This window comes from Mucilaginibacter sp. L196 (assembly GCF_009765905.1).
Classification (GTDB): Bacteria; Bacteroidota; Bacteroidia; order Sphingobacteriales; family Sphingobacteriaceae; genus Mucilaginibacter.
Window position 1 is genome coordinate 640,948 of sequence record NZ_LMUO01000009.1, and the last position, 24,163, is coordinate 665,110.

Here is a 24,163-nt window from a genome sequence, read left to right on the forward strand (position 1 = left end):
AAAAAAAGCGGATAAAAAAATTATATTTTCACTTTTTTATCAAATATATTCACTGTTTATTAACCCTATTTTTATTGTAAGTTCAACTTAAATTAGTATACTTCGTAACCAATATCAGTCAAAAATACTTTCAAGAAACTTTTTTGCGTTTTAATATTCGTGATAATAAATTCGGTTAAAAACATTGCGTTCCCTTACTCTTAATACGTTTTAAAACCCCGATAGTTTGGCTGAAACAACTGTTAAATTTTAAAAGTATGTTACTGAGTGAAATAAAATGAAAATTGTTTAGGAGGGTTTTTAGTATTCCCCAAAAACAGCGCGAAGCGAATCCGAGATTTCGCCAAGTGTTGCATAACACTCTACCGCTGTCAATATATAAGGCATTAGGTTTTGTTTGCCTTTAGCTGCTTGCTGTAGGTTTTGTAAGGCTTGAGTAACCGCGTTACTATCCCGTTCAGCTTTCAAACGGTCTAATTTTTCCATCTGATGGATACGGATGGAATCATCTACCCTGAAAACATTGGTTGCGGCCGCTTCTTCCTGGGTAAATTTGTTAACGCCAACAATTATCCTGTCGCCGCTTTCAATATCATTTTGGTATTGGTAGGCTGATGAGGCAATCTCCTGCTGCATGTAATCCTGTTCAATGGCTTTTACCGATCCGCCCATGGCATCTATCTTATCAATATAAACCTGGGCAGCCCTCTCTATCTCATCGGTCAATGATTCTACAAAGTATGATCCCGCCAGCGGATCAACGGTATCCGTAGCGCCACTTTCAAAAGCGATGATTTGCTGGGTGCGTAAAGCGATCTTAGCTGCGGCTTCTGTTGGTAACGATAGTGCTTCGTCGTAGCCATTGGTGTGTAAGGATTGTGTGCCACCTAGCACAGCCGCCAGTGCCTGGTTACTCACCCGTACTATGTTATTCATAGGTTGCTGCGCTGTTAAGGTAGAGCCACCAGTTTGGGTATGGAAACGTAATTTTTGCGCACCTGCATCGGTAGCACCCAGTTCTTTTGTAATATGCGCCCACATCCGCCTCGCAGCCCTGAACTTAGCAATCTCCTCAAAAAAGTTATTATGGCAATTGAAGAAAAACGATAACCGCTTAGCGAATACATTTATATCAAGCCCCTTGTCGAGCGCTGCCTTTAAATAGGTTTTGCCGTTGGCGAGGGTAAATGCCAGTTCCTGTACCGCGGTCGATCCCGCTTCGCGGATATGATAGCCGGATATAGAGATAGTGTTCCATTTAGGCACTTCCTTGCTGCAATACTCAAACACATCAGTTATTAACCGCATGGATGGCTGCGGCGGGTATATATAAGTACCGCGCGCGGCATACTCCTTTAATATATCGTTCTGTATAGTGCCAGAGATCTGCTTCAAGTCAGCACCTTGTTTTTTTGCTAGCGCGATGTACATGGCTAATAATATAGCCGCGGTAGCATTAATGGTCATGCTGGTGGTAATATTCTTTAGTTCGATGCCATCAAACAATATCTCAATATCTTTTAGTGAGTCTATAGCCACACCAACTTTGCCAACTTCGCCTTCTGCAAGCTCATGGTCTGAGTCATAACCAATCTGCGTCGGCAGGTCAAAAGCAACTGACAGACCCATAGTTCCCTGGCCGAGTAAATAATGGTAACGCTTGTTTGATTCCTCGGCGGTAGAGAAGCCCGCATATTGGCGCATGGTCCACGGCCGGCCGCGATACATATCTTTTTGGATGCCGCGCGTGTAAGGAAACTCGCCCGGCAGCTCATTCATTTCAGACGGCCCGGTATACACCTCCTTAATCTCAATTCCGGAAGTGGTGGTAAATTTTTTATCGGGCATCTTTATCTAAAATAATTGTTCCAGGTCTTTTCTCAATAATTCTGCACCCAATTCATAGGGGTCGTGTTCCATTTGGCTTAGTTGTACCAAAATAACTTTACCCAAGTCTAAACCGCTTGCATTTTCGGGCAGGCTCTTCATGGCGTTGGTTACAATATTTAAGGTATCATCCTTAACACGCTTGGCTACACCCCAGGCCCTGCTGCTTACATAAATTTGTTGGGTGATGTTATGTTGATATTCGCTGCGTATTTCAGCTATAATAATACTGTGTAATTCGGTTGCGCTGTGGCTACCCGCATTTAAACGCACCAGCATATTTTGCGGGTTGATGCGCTCCATAAATAACACAATACGCTCATAAGCCTGTAAGCGCAATGGAAGTGTATGATTAGCTATAGATTTTTTAAATTCAAGCAGTTGGATGCGTTCCGATTTATCAAGATAAGGTTTGATCAGATAGAACGCTATCCAAACCACGCCAAGGCCCGAAATGGTATATTTTACTATATCTAATAAATACGGATACATTGCCATAATAGTTGAATGTTATGCAGAGGTCATAAATAATTGGCTCTGCAACAAAAATCTGCATTTTACATTATATTTGTGTAGTTAATTAAAAATAAGATGAGTACTGTTGTTGATATCGCACCGGTTACCTTTACTGAAGGCGCCGTTAAAGAACTTAAAAAGCTGAAAGATCAGCAGGAATTAGGTGATGATTTTGGCTTGCGCATTGGCGTTGAAGGCGGCGGTTGCTCAGGTATGAGCTACGTTTTAGGCTTCGACCAACCAAAGGAAGGCGACCATACCTATTATATTAACGATATTAAGGTATACATGCACAAAGCGCATGGTTTATACCTTGCAGGTATGCAAATTGATTTCTCCGACGGATTAAATGCTCGTGGATTTACCTTTAACAACCCGAATGCTGCCAGCACTTGTGGTTGCGGTACTTCGTTTTCTGTATAAAGATATTATAATATTTAGCCACTAGGCTGATGATCATCCCCTCCCAAAAAGAGGGGAATTTTTTATGCCTTGTTATTTTTATCAGGCGCATCTGCCGAAGGCAAGCTCAAATAAAATGTAGTACCTACGCCTTGTATGGTTTCAAACCAAACCTTGCCACCCGCATTTTCAATAGAGTTTTTAACAAAGGCCAGCCCTAAACCCGTACCCGAACTTTTTGTAGTGAAATTAGGCTCAAATATTTTTTCGCGCATATTCTCAGGTATGCCATTGCCATTATCCTTTAGGCTAAGCAATATGCTTTTGCTGCTTATCAGGTAACTAATATCAATAACACCCAACTTATCCTGGTGCGTAGCTTCTATCGCGTTTTTTAACAGATTGTTAAAGCAACGCAATATCTGGTCGCGGTCGGCATTAATGTAAAATGGATCAGCGGGTGCCTGGTAATTTATTTTAATGTTATCCATCTGGTTAAAAATGGTAACCGCCTGGTTAAGCATATCAAAAACACTAATGCGCTCAATATGGGTATCGGGCATTTTAGCGAACGAGGAGAATTCCGATGCAATGGAAGATAAACTCTCAATCTGCTCTACAAATGATTTGCTGAAACGCTCAAACTTTGCATCAAACTTGGGGTCTTTATCACGCCACGATTTCTCCAGTAATTGCAAACCGAGTTTAAGCGGCGTTAGCGGGTTTTTTATCTCGTGGGCAACCTGTTTAGCCATCTCGCGCCAGGCACTTTCACGTTCAGACTGGGCAAGTTTTTGGGCGCTGTTCTCTAAGGCCGCTATCATTTTATTATACTCATTCACCAGCGCGCCAATTTCATCATCGCGTTCCCACTTTATAGGTTCGTTCTTTTTACCGTAAATAATCTTGCTTAAGCTAAGCTGGATAAAGCTAAGCGGGGCCGTTATCTGCCGGGCAATAATTACGGCAAATAAACCTACTACAATGAATATCAAGGCGTAAACGTTAATCATTATATTTAATAATGATATAATGCGCGCGTTATAATCAGCCTGATTTGAAAAATAAGGCAATTGTAAGTAAGCTATAGTCTCGTTTTTTGAATTGATTAAAGGGGCATAAGCGGCTTTATAATGTAACTCGCCAATGGTTTCATCATTCACAAACTCCGATCTTTTAAACTTACTCAGGTAAATAAATGCATGTGCATTCATCCGGCGGAATTGCAGGCCATCATCATAAATTTTGGGCTGCGTAGTAATCAATGGGATGCCGTTTTGATCATACAAAACCAAATCAGTAGAGTAGGTGCTGGCCAGTTCATCAAAATCGGCCTGGCTTTCTTCATTAATATTGCCTAAATATTTATCAAACAAGCCGCTTTCAAAGGCCGTGGTAATATGGCTTATTTTATCGCGGATCATATTCTCCTGCTGCTCATTATATTGAGTGCTTAGCGAAAGGAAAGTAATAAAGCCAACAAATATTAACGTAACCACAACAGCCGCGATAATAGAAAACTGGATGCGTGTTTTATAGAGGATCTTCTCGAAATTTATTTTAAATATCCATTTAAAGCTATTGTCGCTTATACTCAGGATCTTAATTCGTACCCAGAGCAGCCGTACAACAATAACTATAAGACTGAACAAAAGCAGCAGTATGAAAAAGAAAGTAAGCGATGATATGCTGTAAAAAAGAGTATTCTCTTCTTTACTTACAACTATTAGTGTGCGTTCGCTTGGCTGATAGATTAAGTGACTATAAGTTATTAAATTTTTATACCAATCGGGATGGCTGCTTTGTGTTATTACGGAAGTGTAATTTTTAAGGTGGCCTTTAAAAGTAGTATTCACTAGGTCGTAACTATAGCTGCCGCTTTTGCTTACTAGTTTATTATCGCTATAAAATGCAAATGAATAATCCTTAAACCGGTCATCGGCCTGTATGTTATCGTCTTTCAACAGATCTGGGAACGAGCCGGAAGGTTGTAAAGGCTTTGATTTTAGTTCAACAACTATGGTTCCTACAACCATGTTATTCTTGGAAACAGGCAGAATGGCAAAATAATTTTGGAAGCCAAAAGATTCGTTTTCCCGGTAGAAATAATCGGATACTTTAAATGAGCTGTAAAGTACCAGGTCTTTAAACACATTTAACGGGTAATTCTTGTCGCCAGCTACAGGCTGCCCATTCTCATTAAATTCGTGAATATTATAAGTGTATTTGGATAAATATCCATCAAAATATATCTTTTGGAAACGACTTTTCAGGTTACTATAATGCAGGCTGTCGTTAAAATAATTAACAATAGTCTGGTCGTTTATAATTTGTTTTTCTATCCTGTTAAAAATAATATCCGCGGTTACATCATCCGGAATCTCCAATTTTTGAATTAGCGCTACCCGGGTTTCCGCCTCTTTAACAGCTTCTACATGCTGATATTTTAAAAAGGAGATCAAGGCAAAAACAAAAACAATAATAATAAAGCTTGTAGAATCTATTTTGCCGGAATTGTATTTATATGCATAAGCCCTGATGAAAACCGCAACAGCCAGGAGGATATAAAACAGACTAAATTCCTGGTATAAAGCGGTGGCTGCGGTTGCTATTATTATGCCCGATAAGAAGATAACGGTTTTACGCTTCTCGGGTATTTGTAACCTGTGGGTTATATATAAAAATGTATCATTTATTAAAAACAGTATCAGGAAACAAAAGCATAGCATTAATAAGCCTAATAAACTAAAGCGCGACAAGTTGAAAACGTTGTATACATCAAAGCTTATTTTGGCATTTGCTATCAACCCATAAAAAAGGTCAAGTAATATGGTTGATGTTACAATAAGTATAATTGTACCGGCTATAGTAATTAAATAGCTTGCTGCTTTGCTTACTGATGTTGTTAAAAGTAACCGCCGTTGGTTATAAATAAACGCCACAAACCACGAAACGAATAATATATTCAGGCAAAAATCGCCTAATGAAAGATGCGAATGCCCCGGCGTGTATATGGAGGATTCAAAAATAGTTAGGCCGTAAATAAAATGAGGCCAATTATAATGCAGCGATACATAGCGCACTATAATTATAAATACCCCTAAAATTACTAATGAGATATAAACTTTACCCTTAACTACAAAGTATTTGCAAATAGTGTGAATTAATACGCATAAGGTTAAAAAAGTTAATAGCCAGGCTATGAGCTCAAAATAAAAAAAGCGGTGGTTAACTTCGTTATGGGTTAATTTAACCGAGAACAGGTATTGATTATTAATGCAGCTGTGTATGCCATAAACGTTGCTGTCGGTAAAATCAGCTATTTCAATATTATTATCATTCAGCAAGTTTCTTGCAAACCTGTTTTGGAGATATTGATTTTGAAATGGATAATTTACCTTGATACTAATATAAAAGATGGCGGAGAAATTACCGGCGCTTTTTTTAATGGCCTCATAATAGCCGTTAGGCCCTTGTATAAATGAAACGCCTTCTTTTATATGGTTATTTTCCTGCGGGATAACCTTTACGCCAGTCCAAAAGCTAACACTATCATTTGTGTACGTTATAAGCCATATACCTTTATCTACTGTATAATCATTTATAAATCTTAAAGCTTCGTTAGGGCGGTTCTGGAGCGTTTTTAGGTTGTCAAAGGATGCCTTGTTATTAAATAATGCAGTTACATCCCTTTCCTTGGTATGAAGATTGTTTTCAAGGATGGTGGCAGTTTGATCGAGGTTATTTACGGGCGTGTATGTACTTTGAACTATTGTTGCAGTAAATAATAAACTGACAAACAATAAAGCCAACAGTAAGCGTATTTTCCCGGATGTACTCAAAGTGCCTGTGTTTTCAATTAGGTAAAATTACATTAACAAACACCCGTATAGCACAGATGTTTGTAATATTATTGCGGTAATTCGGCGTTTTCGGTAGGAATTTGCCTGTTTACCTTTTTTACAAGGCCTTGTAGTACACTTCCGGGGCCAACTTCTGTAAATGAGGTTGCGCCATCTTCAAGCATACGTACAACTGTTTGTGTCCACCTCACCGGGCCGGTTAACTGGGCTATAAGGTTATGCTTGATGTGCGCAGGATCGGTATATGGTTTAGCATCAATATTTTGGTAGATAGGGCATATTGGCGCTTTAATTTCGGTATGTACAATGGCATGCTCCAGCTCAACCCTAGCGGCTTCCATTAACGGCGAGTGGAATGCGCCACCAACATTAAGTTTTAAAGCACGTTTCGCTCCGGCAGCAGTCATCAATTCACAAGCCTCATCAACACCGGCAATTGTACCTGATATAACTAACTGGCCTGGGCAGTTGTAATTCGCGGGTACAACTACATTGCTGATGCGGTGGCATATATCCTCCACAGTAAAATCATCCAAACCTAAAATAGCAGCCATGGTTGATGGTTGTATTTCGCAAGCTTTTTGCATGGCATTGGCACGGGCCGCAACCAAACGTAAACCATCCTCAAATGACAATGCCCCGGCAGATACCAAAGCAGAAAATTCGCCTAAAGAGTGACCGGCAACCATTTCTGGTTTAAAATCATCACCCAAAACCTTGGCTAAAATAACCGAATGTAAAAATATAGCAGGCTGGGTAACATTGGTTTGTTTAAGGCCCTCATCGGTGCCATCAAACATAATGTCAGTTATCCTGAATCCTAAAATCTCGTTAGCTTTTTCAAATAATTCACGGGCTTGTGCCGACTTTTCATACAAGTCTTTACCCATTCCAACAAACTGGGCACCCTGCCCCGGAAAAATATATGCTTTCATTGTTTTGGTTGATTGGTTTATTAGTTGATTGAGTTAAGTGGTTGATCGAGTTGAATAAGTTAAAACTACTCACCACTTAACTTAACTTCGCTGAAATCAAATTTAGAAATTCTGTTCTGGTTTTTTCGTTTAAAAATGCACCGGTGAATGCCGATGTAGTGGTAACCGAGTTTTGCTTTTGTACGCCGCGCATGCTCATGCATAGGTGGCGGCACTCAATTACTATACCTACGCCAAGTGGGTTCAAAGTTTCCTGAATACAATCCCTGATCTCGTTGGTTAAACGTTCCTGTACCTGTAAGCGACGGGCAAAAACATCAACTACACGTGGTATTTTACTAAGGCCTACTACATGCCCGTTAGGGATATAAGCAACATGCGCCTTGCCGAAGAATGGCAACATATGGTGCTCGCACATCGAGTATACTTCTATATCCTTTACAATTACCATCTGGCTATATTCCTCTTTAAACATAGCCGACTCCATTATTTCTTTAGCATCAAGGTCGTAACCCTGTGTCAGGTACAGCATGGCTTTAGCCATACGCTCGGGAGTTTTTAATAAGCCTTCGCGTTCAGGTTTTTCGCCGATGTGTTTTAAAACATTCAGATAATTTTCTGATAGGCTGGTGATGAGTTCAGGATTATACCTGTCAATTTTTACATATCCTTCAATATCGTCTTCGCGATCAGGAATATTGTTTTCGTTAATCATTATAGTAGATTATTCGCCGAAATATTCAGCGGAATTATTTTCGGTTTCGTACAATTTAACAGAGTGCAAAAACACCCCTTCGTAAGCCTCGATAGGAGCCTTCAACTGGTTAAATATCTCAATGCAAAGCAACTCTGTTGATGCCATTTTGCCAGCCATAAAGTCAACATCCTTATTAATGTTTTTATGGTCGAGTTTTTCGATTACATAATCATTAATAATTATTTTAAGCTCCTTTAGGTCAATCAGATAACCTGTCGCATGGGTAACGTGGCCTTTAACCGTTACAAACAGGTTATAGTTATGGCCATGCCAGTTTGGGTTGGCACATTTGCCAAAAACCTCATCATTTTTTTCGGCGCTCCATTCCTCGCGGTACATCCTGTGGGCCGCATTAAAATGTTCTTTGCGCGTTATATGTATCATCATAACAATTGTGGGTGCAAATATACAAAACAAAAACAAGGCATATGTTTTATCTTAGCTGTCAAAAAATATTTGACAATGCGGATATTAATCGTGGCAGCTACTAAGTTTGAAGTCGAAAGTTTAAAGTCAAAAGTTGAAAGTAAGGCTATAGACTATGGACTATCGACCATCGACTTCTTAATCACCGGCGCTGGCATGGTAGCCACATCTTTCGCTTTAGGCAAGCATTTGGTAACAAATCAATATGACCTAGCTATAAATTTAGGTATTGCCGGTAGTTTCGACCGCAGCATTGCTTTGGGTGATGTGGTTGAAATTACCGAAGATACCCTTGCTGAGTTAGGTGCTGAGGATGATGATGACTTTATCACGATTGATCAACTAGGCTTTGGCGAGAGTAGTTTTAAATCAACTTACTCTCTGCCTGCCCAATTTAACCTGAGAAAAACCAATGCCATTACGGTGAATACCGTGCATGGTAACGAAGCATCCATTTACAAATTAGGCAGCCGTATTAATGCCCAAATAGAGAGTATGGAGGGTGCCGCATTCTTTCATGCCTGTCGGCAGATGGGCGTGCCCTGCATGCAAATCAGGGCAGTGTCAAATTATGTAGAAAAACGTAACCGCGATGCCTGGCAAATAGGGCTCGCCATAAAAAATCTGAATACATTTGCTGCTGAACTAGTAAATAGTGAGTGGTTGATTGGTTAAATGGTTTTTGTTTTGACTGATCAACCACTCACCTAATCAACAAAATCAACTACTCACCACCATGACACTATCGCTCGGTTTTTCCCCCTGCCCAAATGATACTTTTATTTTTGATGCGCTTATCCATCATAAAATTGACACCGAAGGTTTAGAATTTGAAGTTTTTTATGATGACGTAGAAACCCTCAACCAAAAAGCTTTCCGTGGCGAACTGGATATTACCAAATTAAGTTACCATGCTTTTGCTTATGTGGCCGATAGCTATGTGCTGCTGGATTCAGGTAGCGCATTAGGTTTTGGCGTTGGGCCGATGTTGATCTGTAAAGATGATCCCGAAAAACTTCGTGCAGAACTGGCAAAACCAAACACACAACTCAAAATCGGCATCCCCGGAAGATATACTACTGCTAATTTTCTTTTAGGATTGGCTTTCCCGAATGCGCTTAATAAACAAGAGTTAGTTTTCTCAGATATTGAAAATGCAGTATTAGATGGGCGTGTTGATATTGGCCTCATCATCCACGAAAACCGCTTCACTTACCAGGATAAAGGCTTAAAAAAAATCATCGACTTAGGTGATTTCTGGGAAAAGGAAACCGGCTTAGCCATCCCGCTTGGCGGCATTGTAGCCAACCGTACTTTACCATTAGATGTTCAGCATAAAATAAACCGTGTATTGCGCCGCTCGGTAGAGTTTGCTTTCTCCAACCCAAAATCAGGCCTCGAATACATCCGCTCACATGCCCAGGAAATGAGCGAAGAGGTAATGTACAAACACATTGATCTTTACGTAAACAAATACTCCGTAGAATTAGGCGAAGAAGGCAAAAAAGCCATCAAGCTATTATTTGATACCGCGGCAGAGAAAAATGTGATCCCGGAGATTAAGGATGAGTTGTTCTTAACAGGGATATAATCCCTTTTGTCATTCTGAGTGCAACGAAGAATCTATCCGTTATAGATGGCGCAAATGCCGATCGATAGATTCTTCGCTATGCACAGAATGACAAGCTGTTAAATAAAGTTAAGCTTTCAAAGGGGATTTTCTGTTGATAGGGAATAGTGTTAAGTTGCACTATATAATCACCTGTCATGAAAAAAATATCCCGTCGATTATTGCCTTTGATCTTATTGACAACAATATTCTCTTGTAATCATAGCGAACATAAAGATGTTGACGATCAGGGAGTAAATATAGCTTATACCGATACCGGTAAAGGTGATACTACCTTATTATTTGTACATGGATGGTGCATTAACAAAAGCTATTGGAGTAACCAGGTAGCCTATTTTAGCAAAAGATATAGAGTAGTAGCATTTGATATGCCCGGCTTTGGCGGGTCAGGTAAAAACCGTACAGATTGGTCGACCTACGCTTATGGAAGGGATGTTGATTCTGTTATCAGCCAGTTAAAATTAACAAATGTAATATTAATAGGCCATTCCATGGCTGGCGATATCGTATTAGAGGCCGCAATTAACAATCCGAAAGTGATTGGATTGGTAGGCATAGATAATTTTAAAAACGTTGGCCACATAGAAAATGCAGCCTCCAAAAAAGATTTTGCAGATGCCATTGCAGTATTAAAGCATAACTTCAAATCTGTTGCTGTTCCCTATTTTAAACAGGATCTCTTTTCAAAAACAACAAGTACTGCTATACAGGCAAGAGTGCTTAACGATGTTGCCCATGCGGATACAACTATCGCCGCAGCCGCATTGGAGCAAGGCAATAGTTTTGATGAACTTGCCAAGCTTCATCAGGTAAAAATGAAATTGTATCTTATCAATAGTGATGTGCATCCGGCAGGCACTACCGGGTTAATAAGAAATAAAATCCCTTATCAGTTACTGTATATACACGGTACCGGGCATTTTCCAATGATAGAAGCCCCGGCGGATTTTAACTTGCTATTGGAGAAAGTTATTCGGGATATTAAAAAGGGAAATTCGTAAACTACCTGTCATTCTGAGTGGAGCGAAGAATCTGTACACTTTATCCCCGGCTACGTAAATAAACCCTAAAACGCTGGGTTAAAATTAAAATTTAAATATTGCCCCATTCGCAGTTTTTAGCCCCGCGTTTGGGTTTAATGCCACGTAGTACCATCAATTAACCCTTAGATTGATGGACCCATACCTTAACGATAAAGTATTATACGGCGATGATTTTACTATTGAGCAGATAGAAAACTGGTACAACCAAGAAAAAGAAGCTTATGCCAACCTGGGGAGCAAAAACTCCGAAACGTATACCTACGGCTACCATGCATTAAACAACTTACATGGCTTTAGTTATTTAAAAGGCGAGCATTTTACTAATGTACTAGGCCTGGGTGCAGCCTGGGGGCACGAATTTGATATAATTATTGACCGGATAAGTAATTTACATATCATTGAACCCTCTGAGCATTTGCGATCCGAAAAGATAGGCAGCATAAAACCTGTTTATACTGCGCCAGAAATTTCCGGAACTATTAATTACCCTGATGAAGACTTTGACCTGGTAACATCATTCGGTACGCTTCATCATATTCCCAATGTTTCCTATGTGATTTCGGAATTAATCCGCATTACCAAAAAGGGCGGTTATATATTAATACGCGAGCCCGTTATTTCAATGGGCGACTGGACAAAACCACGCAAAGGCTTAACTGCCAATGAAAGAGGTATCCCTTTAAATATTTTCAGAGATATTTTAGCGAAGCAACCAGTACAAATTATAAACGAAGGATTATGCTTTACCATAACCGCCTTTTTGCAGCGTATATGGATCAAATTTTCAAAGCAACCTATTTATACATATAAAAACTATATACTGCTGGATAAATGGTTATCAAAGATATTTTACCGCAACTTACGCTACCACGCCACGCGCAAAATGCAGCGTATAGCGCCTCAAAGTGTGTTTTATGTGCTTAAAAAGATTTGAAGTATTTTAAGTGCTCGTTACAAATGAACGCACAGTTAAATGGTTAAAGACTTAAGTTTCAAAAACTTCGTAAGTCTGACAAGTTTAATATTAATATAACAACTGATCATACGGATACCTCGCCGCATGTATTTCAACTACCATGTCATACAACAATTTCCTGAATTCGTCAATATTTTCTCTTTGAGTAGCCGATATAAATATTGCTGGACTATTATTTTTCGCCATCCAGCTATGTTTAAAATCATCAAGCGTTAAAGGTTCCACCTCTTCGCCCTCATGGTTTTGTATTGGTTGATAAGCATCAATTTTGTTAAATAAAGTGATGGTTGGTTTATCAATAACACCCAGGTCTTTCAATGTTTCATTAACCGTCCTGATCTGATCCTCAAAGTTCGGGTGCGAAACATCAACCACGTGTATCAAAATATCAGCCTCGCGCACTTCATCCAGAGTAGATTTAAAACACTCTACCAAATGGTGAGGCAGTTTGCGAATGAATCCAACAGTATCCGATAATAAAAATGGCACATTTTCAATCACTACTTTCCTAACCGTAGTATCCAGCGTAGCGAATAGCTTATTCTCCGCGAAAACCTCCGATTTGGAGATCATGTTCATAATGGTTGATTTGCCAACGTTGGTATAACCCACCAATGCCACCCTAACCATAGCTACGCGGTTTTTACGCTGCGTTTCGTTTTGACGGTCTATTAATTTTAATTTTTCTTTGAGTAAAGATATTTTTTCAAGGATCAGACGCCTGTCAGTCTCAATCTGCGACTCACCCGGGCCACGCATACCGATACCACCTTTTTGGCGCTCTAAGTGAGTCCATAAACGGGTCAATCGGGGCAACAAGTATTGCAATTGGGCCAGTTCAACCTGGCTTTTAGCCTGCGCTGTTTGCGCACGACCAGCGAAAATATCCAGTATCAGGTTATTGCGGTCGAGTATTTTTACACCCAACACATTCTCTATATTACGTAATTGCGATGGCGTAAGCTCATCGTCAAAAACTACAATATCAATTTCTTCTTCAGTAACAAAGGCTCTAATATCCTCCAAACGCCCCGCGCCTACAAAAGTAGACCTGTCGGGTTTTTGAAGCTTCTGGGTGAAAATTTTAACAGTCTCCGCTCCGGCGGTATCCACCAAAAATTGTAGTTCCTCTAAATATTCTTTAGACTGCTCAGCGGTTTCATATTGAGTAATCACACCAACCAGCACAGCCCTTTCCTGCTTCACAGCAGTATCATAAAATTTTTGCTTCATTAAATACTGTATATCAAATCAATTGCCAAGTTAAATTTAGGTAAAATAATAACCTAAAATGTCATTAAACCCAAACTATTCCTGACAGATTGCACTTATTTCAATCCCTCAACAAATTCCCTCATCGCCAATCCCGGATCAGCTTGCTTCATAAAATTTTCACCAATTAAAAAACCATTAAAGCCTGCTTTCTTCAGTTCCTTTATAACATCCGTATTGCTGATAGCGCTTTCCGAGATCTTCAAAAACTCTTTTGGGATATGTTCTCCCAATTTAAATGAGGTTTCTACCGAAACCGTAAAGTCAGCCAGGTTACGGTTGTTTACACCAATGGCATCCACGTTAGGATTAATACTTCGTTCCAATTCTTCCAAATTATGCACTTCCAGCAATACATTTAAGCCCAAACTTTTTGCCAATGATGCCAGCTGCTGAATCTGCGCGGGCGTCAATATCGCGGCGATCAGCAAAATAATATCAGCGCCTAAAGCTTTGGCTTCTATCAACTGGTACTCATCAATCATAAAATCCTTACGCAGTACGGGGATGGTATTAGCCTGCCTCGCCCTGATCAGATCCGCCTTACGACCCATGAAGAACTGTTTATCAGTTAATACCGATAACGCAGATGCACCAGCCTCAGCATAAGCATTGGTTACTGTCGCGACCTTTACTTTATCGTTAATGATTCCCTTAGACGGCGATTTGCGTTTAAACTCCGCAATGATTCCGGTACGGTCAGGAGCTAATAAAAAGTCTCGGAATGAATACGTTTCCCGTGAGAAAAACTCTGATTCCTCAAGCTGGGTAAAAGATGTTTTATTTTTAGCCGCTGCTACTTCCTTAAGTTTATTGGCTACTATTTTATCTAAAATATTCATGCGCCTATCCAGTTTGCCATCATTTCTTTACCAAATTCTGTTAATATCGATTCCGGGTGAAATTGTACACCGCGTACATCATATTCTTTATGCCTTAACGCCATAACCGAATTATCTTCTTCGTCAATGGCAGTAACATTTAATACATCTGGGATAGATTTTTCATCCACCACCCACGAATGATACCTGCCTACTTTAAAGTTTTCCGGCAAACCAACAAAGAGTTTTTCGCTTTTGTCAGTTACTTTTATTGGGGTGGCGATACCGTGCATAGGCTGTTTTAAGTTATACAACTCCCCGCCAAATACCTCGGCAATGGCCTGCTGACCTAAGCAAACGCCAAAAATACTTTTAGTAGACGAATATTTTTTGATCACATCCAGCAATAAGCCAGCCTCAGAAGGTATGCCCGGGCCCGGTGACAGGATGATTTTATCATAAGCATCCACATCGTCGATATTAAACTTATCATTCCTCCAAACGTCGCATTGCAGGCCAATCTCGTTAACCAAATGCACCAAATTGTAGGTGAAGGAATCGTAATTATCTATTATTAATATATTTTTCATTTTTATAATTCCTCTGCTAATTCAATGGCTTTTCTTAAAGCCGCAATTTTGTTATCAACTTCTTTTAACTCGCTTTCAGCTATCGAGCCGGCAACAATGCCCGCACCTGCCTGATAATGCAGGGTGTTATTCTTACTTAAAAACGAGCGGATCATGATGGCATGGTTAAAATCGCCGTTAAAGCCTAAGTAACCAATGGCGCCGCTATAAAAGCTGCGTTTAGTTTTCTCGTTTTGGTCGATGATCTCCATGGCGCGGTATTTTGGCGCGCCGCTTAATGTACCGGCCGGGAAGGTATCCGCAACAATTTTGAATGATGCCACGCCTGGTAATAACTTACCGCTAACATGGGATACCAAATGAATCAGGTGTGAATAATATTGTACTTCTTTAAATGCTTTAACTTCTACCTGCTCGCAATGCCTGCTCAGGTCGTTACGGGCCAAATCAACCAGCATTACGTGTTCAGCAGATTCTTTTGGATCTTCAATAAGTTTTTGCGCTAATTCAGCATCCTTAATATCATCACCTGTACGTTTAAATGTGCCCGCGATAGGGAATATACTGGCAACCCTGTTTTTAATAGTGATCTGTGCCTCCGGCGATGAACCAAAGATCCTGAAATTGCCGTAATCAAAATAAAACAAATAAGGTGACGGGTTGATAGAGCGCAAAGCACGATAAACGTTAAACTCATCGCCCAAAAACTTTTTAGAGAATGCACGTGACGGTACGATCTGGAAAACATCGCCGCGATAGATATGCTGCTTCATCTTTTCCACTATCGCCATAAAGCCTTCGTTGGTTAAGTTAGATTGTTCAGCCTCATCGCTTTTAAAAGTATACTCCGGGAAGTTTTTGTTTTTGATCAGGTATTCTATTTTCTCGATGCCATTGCTCGCATCCTGTCCTTCTGGTTGGTTGTAAGAGATGTATAACTCATTTTTGAAGTGATCTATAGCGATAACATAGCGGTACATATTGTACTGCATCTCCGGGATTTTTTTGCTGTCGTCGTCGGTCTTTTTTAGTTTGATGGTTTCAAAATGTTCAACTGCTTCGTGGGTGAAATAACCGAACAAGCCATTCGAGATGATCTTCAACCCGGTTTCATTCGTTTCGAAGCTGCTTAAAAAACCGTTGATCTGGTCTATTAATTCAAATTCACCGAGTTTATAGGTTTCGGTTGTACCATTGGGGTATTTCTTTTTTAGTTCGCCGTCATTCAGCAGTAGCCCTGCAATAGGCTCGCAGCAAATGTAGCTGGTGCTGTTTTCGCGACTATGGTAGTCGGAGCTTTCCAGTAATAACGAATTAGGGAACACATCCCGCAGGCGTAAATATATGCTTACGGGCGTGGTAGTATCAGCAAGTAGCTTTTTATGTGTGGTAATTATTTTAAACTTTTTCATTCTTTATATTATCGACTTAAAACAAAAAAACCCGGTGAATTATATTCGCCGGGTTCCAAATAGGTTTACAATTGGTTAATCTATAAGATCAAATAGTATCCGGCTGCCAATTTTGTTGGTGCCACCACAGGTTAGTTTGGTTGATTTTGATCATAGCGGGAGCAAATTTATAAAGAAAATTGAATTTGCAAACTTTTTCTCAATTTATTTTAATGGCTCACCCCAAAAAATGGGCGCATACTCTGTACAATAGCTAATACAATGACTAACAGCGCCAATAAATAAAATACAGCGATGGTGCGATGTTTAGCCGCAGGCGCCAATACTTTCTTAGAGCGGATATGGCCTACTGTTATTAATGCGATAGCAAATATCATCATGGTGATGTGCTCAACCGTCCAATAGCGGGTATCATGATCCTGCATAGCGGTTTTGCTAAACTGTACCAGCGGACTAACGAAATACAAGCCCAAGCCAATCAGCAATTGGATATGTGCCGATATCATGGTAAACATATTTATTTTTCGGTTGACATTAGTGTACGGGCGGTTACCAAACCAGCCTGCCAATGATTGCAAAATAGCTAGCAATAGCAACACCATTACAATAAACCGGAAACCCGAATGCGCTTGTAGTAAAATTTGATATAAATTCATCTTGTTAAAATATTATTCGAATATACATTTTATTGGATTTATGAACCAAGTAATTAAATCATGGTAATTTAAAATTGGTTAATTACAATTGGAGAATGATTACTCAGAAGTATAGAATATCTCGAATAATCTTTTTTTAATATTCCATTTAATAATTATTGGATCAGAAGTCCCAACAGAATTTTTGCCCAATCCAAATAGTTGAATTGAATCATCGGTAAAAGAATCAATCTTGTATCCGTTGAAGTTTTCTTTTGGATATTTCATATTAATTCCTTTTGGATTGATAAATTGACATTCATTGATAAAATACAAAGTATCTATTTTACCAGCTTTAACGATTGTGATTAGTAATCTTTTGAAAATGTCATTCTTAAAGTTCTCGATATAAACGTCGCCTAATTTATTACCCTTTTTGTCCTTTAAAATATGAATCAATTTAATATTCTCGGAAGGCCGTTTAGTATTTTTATTTGATCTGTTGGTATTGTAAGAGTTGGTAAAGCTTGATGAAAACATTAAGAATATAATTAGGGATAAAGTTGGTTTAGTTTTCATACTTAGATAGTAAATATCCACTAAATATATAAAAATGAACAGGAAAGAGCAAACTTAAGGAACTATATAGCCGCATCCGTCAAACAAGAAAACCTTCTCTGTTTAAGAGAAGGTTTTCAATATCGGTGCAATAACACCTTAAATCTATGAAATCAAAAGAAACTAAACTTCGGCTAAATGTTCGCCGGTTACTACTTCTTTAATCTTGTTTTCTAGTTCTTCCATTAGTTCAATATTGTCAAGTAATAAAGTTTTAACGGCATCACGGCCCTGGCCTAAACGGGTTTCGCCGTAGCTAAACCATGAACCTGCTTTTTTAATGATGTTATGCTCAACACCTAAGTCGATGATCTCACCAACTTTGGATATGCCTTCGCCAAACATAATGTCAAACTCAGCAATACGGAACGGCGGTGCCACTTTATTTTTAACGATCTTAACCTTTACACGGTTACCTGACACTTCATCAGAATCTTTTATCTGAGATATACGGCGTACATCCAAACGTACCGAAGCATAGAATTTCAAGGCGTTACCACCGGTAGTAGTTTCCGGGTTACCGAACATTACGCCGATTTTCTCGCGTAATTGGTTGATGAATATACAGCAGCATCCGGTTTTGCTGATGGTACCGGTTAATTTACGTAATGCCTGCGACATTAACCTGGCCTGTAAGCCCATTTTCGAATCACCCATTTCGCCTTCAATCTCGCTTTTTGGCACTAAGGCAGCAACAGAGTCGATTACCAAAATATCAATAGCGCCTGAACGGATCAGGTTATCGGCAATTTCTAAAGCCTGCTCACCGTTATCGGGTTGAGAGATCAAAAGATTTTCCACGTCAACACCTAATTTCTTAGCATAAAAACGGTCGAACGCATGCTCCGCATCAATAAAAGCGGCAATGCCACCTTTTTTCTGCGATTCAGCAATAGCATGAATAGCCAAGGTTGTTTTACCTGATGATTCCGGGCCGTATATTTCAACAACACGGCCTTTAGGCAAACCGCCAACACCCAAAGCTATATCCAACCCTAATGAACCGGTTGATATTACCTCAGTAGCTTCAATGGCAGTATCACCCAATTTCATGATGGTACCTTTTCCGTATGATTTTTCCAGCTTATCTAAAGTAAGCTGTAATGCTTTTAATTTTTCTGCGTTTGCGTTCATCTTTGTAATAATTCAAAACAAATGTAAATGTAATTATTTATAAATGCTAATTTATTTAGTAAAATGTTTAATATTTATCTTTTTATCATTCTGAACGTAGTGAAGAATCTATCGATAAGCTCGCCGCTTGCAGATTAGTGGATAGATGCTTCGTTCCTCAGCAAGACAAGGAGTATAAGAGTAAATGTAAAAGATTTACCGAAATCGTTATTAACAATTAACATAACTAAAGCCCTTTTTTCCTAACAATTCCCGGTTTGCGGCTGCGCTTGTTTTCAGCATCGGGAAGACCCTCGGCGCCATAGCGGCGGGCCATTTTGGCTATACGTTCTTCAAATGTTTCTGTGGTTAACTTTTCACGCCCTAAACTATCAACCATAATTGGGAACGCGAATGGGGTAGGGCGTTCAATGGTTTTTAGTATTATGCTTTGTTTTTCGATGCGCTGCAAAGCCATGCGGAGCCTGAACTCTTCTAATTGAAAAGCTAATGCCTCATTATAAGCCTGCCTCACCAGCAAATTGTCCGGTTCGTATTCACTGAATACCTCAAAAAGTAAGGAAGTCGATGCCTGTAAATGTTTATTCTTCACCTGCTGGCCGGGATAGCCGGTGAACACCAATCCGCCAATATGGGCGATGTCTCTAAATCGCCTGCGAGCCATCTCATTAGCATTTAAGCTGTGCTGAATATCTTCCAATAAATAATCAATGGAGAAGAAACTGGCATCCTCCAATATCTCTTCAATCGGCACATCATCGTCGGTTAACAACTCAAAACCATAATCATTCATGGCGATGGAAAAACTGGCGCTCCTGATTTTGCTGATGCGATAGGCCAATAACGAAGCCATGCCCTCATGAACCAACCTACCTTCAAAAGGATAAAATAATAAATGATGCCCCTCGGTGGATTTAAAGGACTCGATCAAAAATTCATGACTTTGCGGTAGGTGCGATAACTCCTCCTGCAATTTAAATAGCGGCTTTAAGGCAATTACTTCTTCATCCTTTTCAATACCATGGGCAACCTCATCCAGTTTATCACGAAATACCGCAGATAATTGAGATGATAATGGCATTCGCCCACCATTCCAGCTTGGGATAAGGCCTTTGTTTGAATTTGATTTCCTAACATAAGCCGTCATTTCCTTTACCCTCACAAACTCTAAGCTGCGGCCTGCAAACCAAAAGGTGTTGCCCGGTTTAAGTTTGGATACAAAACTCTCCTCAATAGTGCCTAAACTACCGCCGCTTAACCATTTAACTCGGATGCTTAACTCGCTGGTAATGGTGCCTATACTTAACCTATGCCGCATAGCCACCCGGCGGTTGTTTACCTTATATAAACCATTATCTAGCTCAACCTTTAAAAACTCATCGTATTGAGCGAGGGTCTTGCCACCGTTGGTGATGAAATCTAAAAGCTGGCTAAATTCATTGCGGGTTAGATCCGCAAAAGCGAAAGTGGTTTTTACCTCTTTAAATAACTCGTCAGCACTAAATCCTTCGGATACTGCCAACGTAACCATAAACTGTATCAGCACATCCATGGTCAGTAGCATCGGGTCGCGGCTTTCGAAGATTCCTTTTTTGATACCCTCTTTTAATGCAGCGCCTTCCAATAATTCCAGGGAATGCGTAGGCACAAAATATGCTTTGGATACAGCTCCCGGGTGGTGGCCGCTTCGCCCGGCGCGCTGCATAAAACGAGCGACACCTTTATGGCTGCCTACCTGTATAACCGTATCAACAGGTCTAAAATCAACACCTAAATCCAGACTCGATGTACAAACCACAACCTTCAAGGCTTCGGCATGTAAGGCAGCTTCTACCCAATTGCGCAACTCATTATCTAATGACCCATGGTGCATGGCCATAACGCCCGCATACTCTGGGTAATTATCTAAAATAGCATGATACCATATCTCCGATTGCGAACGGGTATTGGTAAATATTAAGGTTGTTTTGCTTTTAGCGACGATCTCCATCACCTGCGGCAATAGTTTTATACCGATGTGCCCCGACCACGAATAGCTTTCAATATTTTCAGGAATGATGGATTTGATCAGCAATTTCTTCTCCAGGTTGGCACGAACCATGGTTACTCTATCCGCCGGAAAATCATTGCCCAGCAAAACTTCCGCGGCTTGTTCAAGATTACCGATGGTTGCGGAGATACCCCAGATGCGGAGCGAGGTATACTGAGCGGGGAGCGCGGTTTTCAGTGATTGACCATTATAGGCACTTCGCACCTCACTCCCCGCCACCCACTTTAATCTCGATAACCCCAACTCTACCTGCACGCCTCTTTTGGTGCCTAAAAGCTCATGCCATTCGTCAATTACTACCACTTGCAGGCCGTTGAATATTTTAGGATATTCTTTTTGGGCGAGCATCAGGTGCAGGCTTTCTGGAGTTGTTAAAAGCACCTCCGGCAGTTTCTTCTTTAGTGCCGCTTTTTCGGCTGCCGGGGTATCGCCGGTGCGGGTAGCTATTTTCCAGGGGATGCCAATTTCGTCGCAAACTTCCTGCATTGCCTTTTTTATATCATTGGTTAGGGCGCGCAATGGAGTTATCCAAAGCATTAGCAAACCATTGTTTTTATTTTTCGTATAACTATCCGGATATTTGTTGATGTAATCTGCTAAAAAAGGCAAAAATAAAGCGAATGTTTTACCACTGCCGGTTGGAGCATTTAACAGGCCCGAAAATCCGCTCAAATAAGCTGCTTCCATCTCGCTCTGAAATGCGAATTGCTCCCAGTTTTTTTGCTTGTACCAACGGCGAATAACTTGCTGTCCAACAGAAATCATATTGCAAATAACAAAATTGAATAGATTTAGTTATAGTATAAAATATTTAATGTAGTCATGTTTAAATACCTCTTTATCCCAGCCATTACCTTATTGATACTTGGCTGTAATACCATGTCGACACACAAAAGTTTAGCCGATAGCATACACGCTGTCGATACGCCTTTAAAAACCATTGAACCTGCTAGAATGATAGTGCCTGGTAAGCGGATAGGCAATATTTATATTAATGAAAACGTGGATAGCGTAGTGGCAAAATTGGGCAAGCCAGATTGGCGTGATGCTGCAATGGGCGCATCATTTATGGCTTGGTTTGATAAAAAAGGTAAAAATGTACATCAAACCAGTATTTATGCCGACCGTAATATGGGCGCTGCAAATAAAAAGGCAAACTATGTAAAAGAAATACGCGAAACATCGCCCAGCTTTAAAACCGCCGATTATGGTGGAGCAGGTTCGGAAATTAAAGATGTTATAAAATTATACAAGCTAAAAAAACATCGTGCTCCCGGCAACAAAAAATTTTGGTTGTATGATAATTACCAGGCAGGCATAGGTTTTGAAGTTGACTCAACTGGTAAATGTTTGGCAGTATATATACACGCTCCAAACGATAGCTCGGCAACTTATTTAAATGTTCATTAACAAATTATTCAAATGTTATTAATTGTTAATAAATGAATTAGCGTATGGCTTGTATTATGATAAAGTATCATATTTAAGCTATGAAAAGATTACCATTACTTATTCTCTTAACCGCAATTTATCTTCCTGCTTCTGCGCAAAATTTAAGCGATACTGTAAATAGTATAAATAATTTATTTCATCGCTATCAACCCGAAAACCCGGGTGGACAATTATCCATCAGCCAAAACGAAAAGCTGATTTTTTCAAAAGCCTGGGGATTGGCTGATCTTGATCATCATGTGCCGTATACAACCATAACGGTAAGCGAGGCGGCCTCTATATCTAAACAATTTACCGCGGCATCAATTTTATTGTTAGCACAGCAAGGCAAACTATCATTAAATGATGATGTAAGAAAGTATTTCCCTCAATTACCCAATTATGGTTCGGTTATTAGGTTGGAAAATCTTTTGCACCATACCAGCGGGTTACGCGAATGGAGCGACTTAGCTGCAATAGCCGGGTGGCCGCGAACCACTAAAGCGTACGCTAACGAAGATGTGTTAAAGATGCTTTGCCGGCAAAAGAAGTTAAATAACGTACCCGGAACGGAATTTATATACAGCAATTCTAACTATGTTTTGTTGACAATGATAGTTGAAAAGGTAAGCGGAATGACACTGCCCGATTTTACCCGAAAATATATTTTTAACCCTGCCGGGATGACGCATACCTTGTGGCGTGATAGCTATAAAAAGGTGGTGCCAAACAGGGCGATAGCCTACTCGAAAAATGATGGTATTTATACCATAAATATGCCTAATGAAAACGTTTATGGCCCCGGCGGTTTATTAACCACAACAGAAGATTTATTGAAATGGAATGATTTTTACCTGAATAATAAATTAGGAAACCCGGGCTTATTACAACAGCAATTAACTATTGAACCAATAATAGGAGGGGCGGAAACACATTATGCAGCTGGCTTATTTGTTGACAAACTGAATGGTGTAAAAGAAATTTATCATGATGGGCAAACTGCCGGTTATGTGGGTATTGTTGAAAGTTTTCCGGCTTTACATTTATCGATAGCCTGGCTTAGTAATACAACCGAATTTAAATCCGGATTATTTGATGAAATAGAACATATTGAAAATTTATTTATTAAAAATATATCAGCTAATACAGATGTTAAAACCGGAAATCCATCACATTTAAAACTAGGAAAAGCTAAAGAACTTTTAGGATGGTATCGATACACCAAAACAAACCAGGGTACGAAAATTGCATTAATTAAGGATACGCTTTATTTTAATGATACCGCATTGATGCCAATAAATGACTCATCGTTTAGTTATAAATCATCATCACTGAGATTCAATAGTTCGGGAGGCTTTGTTTTACATACTGAAGATAAAAGGAACTTGTTATTTACCAAAGAAAAGAATAGTGAAATAACCGTCAAATATTTACAGGCTTTTACCGGTAATTACTACTCATCAGAAACTGAAAGTAATTTCATCATTGTATTAAAAGATGGTAAGCTGATGATAGAAAAGGACAACATTAAAGATGCAACACTATTGCCCACATATAGCCAGGATTTTGACTTTAATATTAAATCAGATGCTGACCTTAATCCTTTACGGATAAATATTCTTTTTAAAAGAGACCCCCAAAATAAAGTTGTAGGTTGTGAACTTTCAACGAGTGATGCCCGTGATATTAGCTTCAATAAAATTAATTAATCAGCATAAAAAAAGCGTCTTTGTAATGTTAACAAAGACGCTTTTTTATTAAAAAA

General features: G+C 39.6%; 21 protein-coding genes. 7 read left to right on the forward strand and 14 right to left on the reverse strand.

Translation table 11 applies throughout. The annotated features are described in order from the left end of the window. Window positions 1-300 precede the first annotated feature (300 nt). Both GSQ74_RS06425 and GSQ74_RS06430 read right to left on the reverse strand, forming a co-directional pair. Entirely contained in the window at window positions 301-1,848 is a 1,548-nt protein-coding gene (locus GSQ74_RS06425) for a methylmalonyl-CoA mutase (RefSeq protein ID WP_158991238.1), read from the reverse strand. A 6-nt stretch (window positions 1,849-1,854) separates the two neighbouring features. Then, window positions 1,855-2,385, reverse strand: a complete 531-nt coding sequence (locus GSQ74_RS06430) for a hypothetical protein (protein WP_158991242.1) — start codon at window positions 2,383-2,385, stop codon at window positions 1,855-1,857. Window positions 2,386-2,478: 93 nt separating this feature from the next. On the opposite strand from GSQ74_RS06430, the gene GSQ74_RS06435 reads away from it, so the two are divergent. Continuing rightward, window positions 2,479-2,826 carry an iron-sulfur cluster assembly accessory protein gene (locus GSQ74_RS06435; protein ID WP_158991245.1) on the forward strand — a complete coding sequence of 116 codons (348 nt, stop codon included), beginning with the start codon at window positions 2,479-2,481 and terminating at the stop codon, window positions 2,824-2,826. 62 nt (window positions 2,827-2,888) lie between these two features. On the opposite strand, the gene GSQ74_RS06440 is transcribed toward GSQ74_RS06435, so the two are convergent. The 4 genes from GSQ74_RS06440 to GSQ74_RS06455 form a co-directional block, all read right to left on the reverse strand. Then, window positions 2,889-6,647, reverse strand: coding sequence for an ATP-binding protein (locus GSQ74_RS06440; RefSeq protein WP_158991248.1), 3,759 nt, complete (start codon window positions 6,645-6,647; stop codon window positions 2,889-2,891). 68 nt (window positions 6,648-6,715) lie between these two features. Continuing rightward, on the reverse strand, window positions 6,716-7,603 hold the full coding sequence (gene fabD, locus GSQ74_RS06445; protein ID WP_158991251.1) for an ACP S-malonyltransferase: 888 nt from the start codon (window positions 7,601-7,603) through the stop codon (window positions 6,716-6,718). A 76-nt stretch (window positions 7,604-7,679) separates the two neighbouring features. After that, entirely contained in the window at window positions 7,680-8,318 is a 639-nt protein-coding gene (folE, locus tag GSQ74_RS06450) for a GTP cyclohydrolase I FolE (protein WP_158991254.1), read from the reverse strand. A gap of 9 nt (window positions 8,319-8,327) precedes the next feature. Beyond that, entirely contained in the window at window positions 8,328-8,744 is a 417-nt protein-coding gene (locus GSQ74_RS06455; RefSeq protein ID WP_158991778.1) for a 6-carboxytetrahydropterin synthase, read from the reverse strand. Window positions 8,745-8,822: 78 nt separating this feature from the next. Here GSQ74_RS06455 and mqnB point away from each other — a divergent pair, with 78 nt between their 5' ends. The 4 genes from mqnB to GSQ74_RS06475 all read left to right on the forward strand — a co-directional run bounded on the left by mqnB (window position 8,823) and on the right by GSQ74_RS06475 (window position 12,393). Further along, window positions 8,823-9,461, forward strand: a complete 639-nt coding sequence (gene mqnB / locus GSQ74_RS06460) for a futalosine hydrolase (protein WP_158991257.1) — start codon at window positions 8,823-8,825, stop codon at window positions 9,459-9,461. A gap of 61 nt (window positions 9,462-9,522) precedes the next feature. Further along, window positions 9,523-10,377, forward strand: a complete 855-nt coding sequence (locus tag GSQ74_RS06465) for a menaquinone biosynthesis family protein (protein ID WP_158991260.1) — start codon at window positions 9,523-9,525, stop codon at window positions 10,375-10,377. A 176-nt stretch (window positions 10,378-10,553) separates the two neighbouring features. Then, entirely contained in the window at window positions 10,554-11,417 is an 864-nt protein-coding gene (locus tag GSQ74_RS06470) for an alpha/beta fold hydrolase (RefSeq protein WP_158991262.1), read from the forward strand. Between the two features lie 172 nt (window positions 11,418-11,589). After that, complete coding sequence (locus tag GSQ74_RS06475) at window positions 11,590-12,393, forward strand: methyltransferase domain-containing protein (RefSeq protein ID WP_158991266.1); 804 nt, start codon at window positions 11,590-11,592, stop codon at window positions 12,391-12,393. Between the two features lie 90 nt (window positions 12,394-12,483). Here GSQ74_RS06475 and hflX read toward each other — a convergent pair whose 3' ends face one another. The 8 genes from hflX to GSQ74_RS06515 all read right to left on the reverse strand — a co-directional run bounded on the left by hflX (window position 12,484) and on the right by GSQ74_RS06515 (window position 21,732). Beyond that, window positions 12,484-13,668 carry a GTPase HflX gene (gene hflX, locus GSQ74_RS06480; RefSeq protein ID WP_158991269.1) on the reverse strand — a complete coding sequence of 395 codons (1,185 nt, stop codon included), beginning with the start codon at window positions 13,666-13,668 and terminating at the stop codon, window positions 12,484-12,486. A 95-nt stretch (window positions 13,669-13,763) separates the two neighbouring features. After that, window positions 13,764-14,549 carry an indole-3-glycerol phosphate synthase TrpC gene (gene trpC, locus GSQ74_RS06485; RefSeq protein WP_158991272.1) on the reverse strand — a complete coding sequence of 262 codons (786 nt, stop codon included), beginning with the start codon at window positions 14,547-14,549 and terminating at the stop codon, window positions 13,764-13,766. Next, entirely contained in the window at window positions 14,546-15,118 is a 573-nt protein-coding gene (locus GSQ74_RS06490; RefSeq protein WP_158991274.1) for an aminodeoxychorismate/anthranilate synthase component II, read from the reverse strand. The genes trpC and GSQ74_RS06490 overlap by 4 nt, the downstream gene beginning before the upstream one ends. Before the next feature lie 2 nt (window positions 15,119-15,120). Beyond that, on the reverse strand, window positions 15,121-16,530 hold the full coding sequence (locus GSQ74_RS06495; protein ID WP_158991277.1) for an anthranilate synthase component I family protein: 1,410 nt from the start codon (window positions 16,528-16,530) through the stop codon (window positions 15,121-15,123). A gap of 209 nt (window positions 16,531-16,739) precedes the next feature. Next, a complete protein-coding gene (locus tag GSQ74_RS06500; RefSeq protein ID WP_158991280.1) occupies window positions 16,740-17,186 on the reverse strand; it encodes a cytochrome B in 447 nt (148 codons plus the stop codon). A gap of 99 nt (window positions 17,187-17,285) precedes the next feature. Then, complete coding sequence (locus GSQ74_RS06505; RefSeq protein WP_158991282.1) at window positions 17,286-17,744, reverse strand: hypothetical protein; 459 nt, start codon at window positions 17,742-17,744, stop codon at window positions 17,286-17,288. Window positions 17,745-17,906: 162 nt separating this feature from the next. Beyond that, window positions 17,907-18,917: a recombinase RecA gene (recA, locus tag GSQ74_RS06510; protein ID WP_158991285.1), complete on the reverse strand. Its 1,011-nt coding sequence runs from the start codon at window positions 18,915-18,917 to the stop codon at window positions 17,907-17,909. 226 nt (window positions 18,918-19,143) lie between these two features. Then, window positions 19,144-21,732, reverse strand: coding sequence for a ligase-associated DNA damage response DEXH box helicase (locus GSQ74_RS06515; protein WP_158991287.1), 2,589 nt, complete (start codon window positions 21,730-21,732; stop codon window positions 19,144-19,146). A gap of 57 nt (window positions 21,733-21,789) precedes the next feature. Between GSQ74_RS06515 and GSQ74_RS06520 the strand changes: the two genes are divergently transcribed. Further along, window positions 21,790-22,377: a hypothetical protein gene (locus GSQ74_RS06520; RefSeq protein WP_158991290.1), complete on the forward strand. Its 588-nt coding sequence runs from the start codon at window positions 21,790-21,792 to the stop codon at window positions 22,375-22,377. A gap of 80 nt (window positions 22,378-22,457) precedes the next feature. Next, window positions 22,458-24,107 carry a serine hydrolase gene (locus GSQ74_RS06525; RefSeq protein ID WP_158991293.1) on the forward strand — a complete coding sequence of 550 codons (1,650 nt, stop codon included), beginning with the start codon at window positions 22,458-22,460 and terminating at the stop codon, window positions 24,105-24,107. Window positions 24,108-24,163: the final 56 nt, after the last annotated feature.

What these genes read in the sequence shown, in the direction of transcription:
- GSQ74_RS06425 (WP_158991238.1), bottom strand. Translation starts at nt 1,848, where the DNA reads ATGCCCGATAAAAAATTTACCACCACTTCCGGAATTGAGATTAAGGAG.
- GSQ74_RS06430 (WP_158991242.1), bottom strand. Translation starts at nt 2,385, where the DNA reads ATGGCAATGTATCCGTATTTATTAGATATAGTAAAATATACCATTTCG.
- GSQ74_RS06435 (WP_158991245.1), top strand. Translation starts at nt 2,479, where the DNA reads ATGAGTACTGTTGTTGATATCGCACCGGTTACCTTTACTGAAGGCGCC.
- fabD (WP_158991251.1), bottom strand. Translation starts at nt 7,603, where the DNA reads ATGAAAGCATATATTTTTCCGGGGCAGGGTGCCCAGTTTGTTGGAATG.
- folE (WP_158991254.1), bottom strand. Translation starts at nt 8,318, where the DNA reads ATGATTAACGAAAACAATATTCCTGATCGCGAAGACGATATTGAAGGA.
- GSQ74_RS06455 (WP_158991778.1), bottom strand. Translation starts at nt 8,744, where the DNA reads ATGATACATATAACGCGCAAAGAACATTTTAATGCGGCCCACAGGATG.
- mqnB (WP_158991257.1), top strand. Translation starts at nt 8,823, where the DNA reads ATGCGGATATTAATCGTGGCAGCTACTAAGTTTGAAGTCGAAAGTTTA.
- GSQ74_RS06465 (WP_158991260.1), top strand. Translation starts at nt 9,523, where the DNA reads ATGACACTATCGCTCGGTTTTTCCCCCTGCCCAAATGATACTTTTATT.
- GSQ74_RS06470 (WP_158991262.1), top strand. Translation starts at nt 10,554, where the DNA reads ATGAAAAAAATATCCCGTCGATTATTGCCTTTGATCTTATTGACAACA.
- GSQ74_RS06475 (WP_158991266.1), top strand. Translation starts at nt 11,590, where the DNA reads ATGGACCCATACCTTAACGATAAAGTATTATACGGCGATGATTTTACT.
- hflX (WP_158991269.1), bottom strand. Translation starts at nt 13,668, where the DNA reads ATGAAGCAAAAATTTTATGATACTGCTGTGAAGCAGGAAAGGGCTGTG.
- trpC (WP_158991272.1), bottom strand. Translation starts at nt 14,549, where the DNA reads ATGAATATTTTAGATAAAATAGTAGCCAATAAACTTAAGGAAGTAGCA.
- GSQ74_RS06490 (WP_158991274.1), bottom strand. Translation starts at nt 15,118, where the DNA reads ATGAAAAATATATTAATAATAGATAATTACGATTCCTTCACCTACAAT.
- GSQ74_RS06495 (WP_158991277.1), bottom strand. Translation starts at nt 16,530, where the DNA reads ATGAAAAAGTTTAAAATAATTACCACACATAAAAAGCTACTTGCTGAT.
- GSQ74_RS06500 (WP_158991280.1), bottom strand. Translation starts at nt 17,186, where the DNA reads ATGAATTTATATCAAATTTTACTACAAGCGCATTCGGGTTTCCGGTTT.
- GSQ74_RS06505 (WP_158991282.1), bottom strand. Translation starts at nt 17,744, where the DNA reads ATGAAAACTAAACCAACTTTATCCCTAATTATATTCTTAATGTTTTCA.
- recA (WP_158991285.1), bottom strand. Translation starts at nt 18,917, where the DNA reads ATGAACGCAAACGCAGAAAAATTAAAAGCATTACAGCTTACTTTAGAT.
- GSQ74_RS06515 (WP_158991287.1), bottom strand. Translation starts at nt 21,732, where the DNA reads ATGATTTCTGTTGGACAGCAAGTTATTCGCCGTTGGTACAAGCAAAAA.
- GSQ74_RS06520 (WP_158991290.1), top strand. Translation starts at nt 21,790, where the DNA reads ATGTTTAAATACCTCTTTATCCCAGCCATTACCTTATTGATACTTGGC.
- GSQ74_RS06525 (WP_158991293.1), top strand. Translation starts at nt 22,458, where the DNA reads ATGAAAAGATTACCATTACTTATTCTCTTAACCGCAATTTATCTTCCT.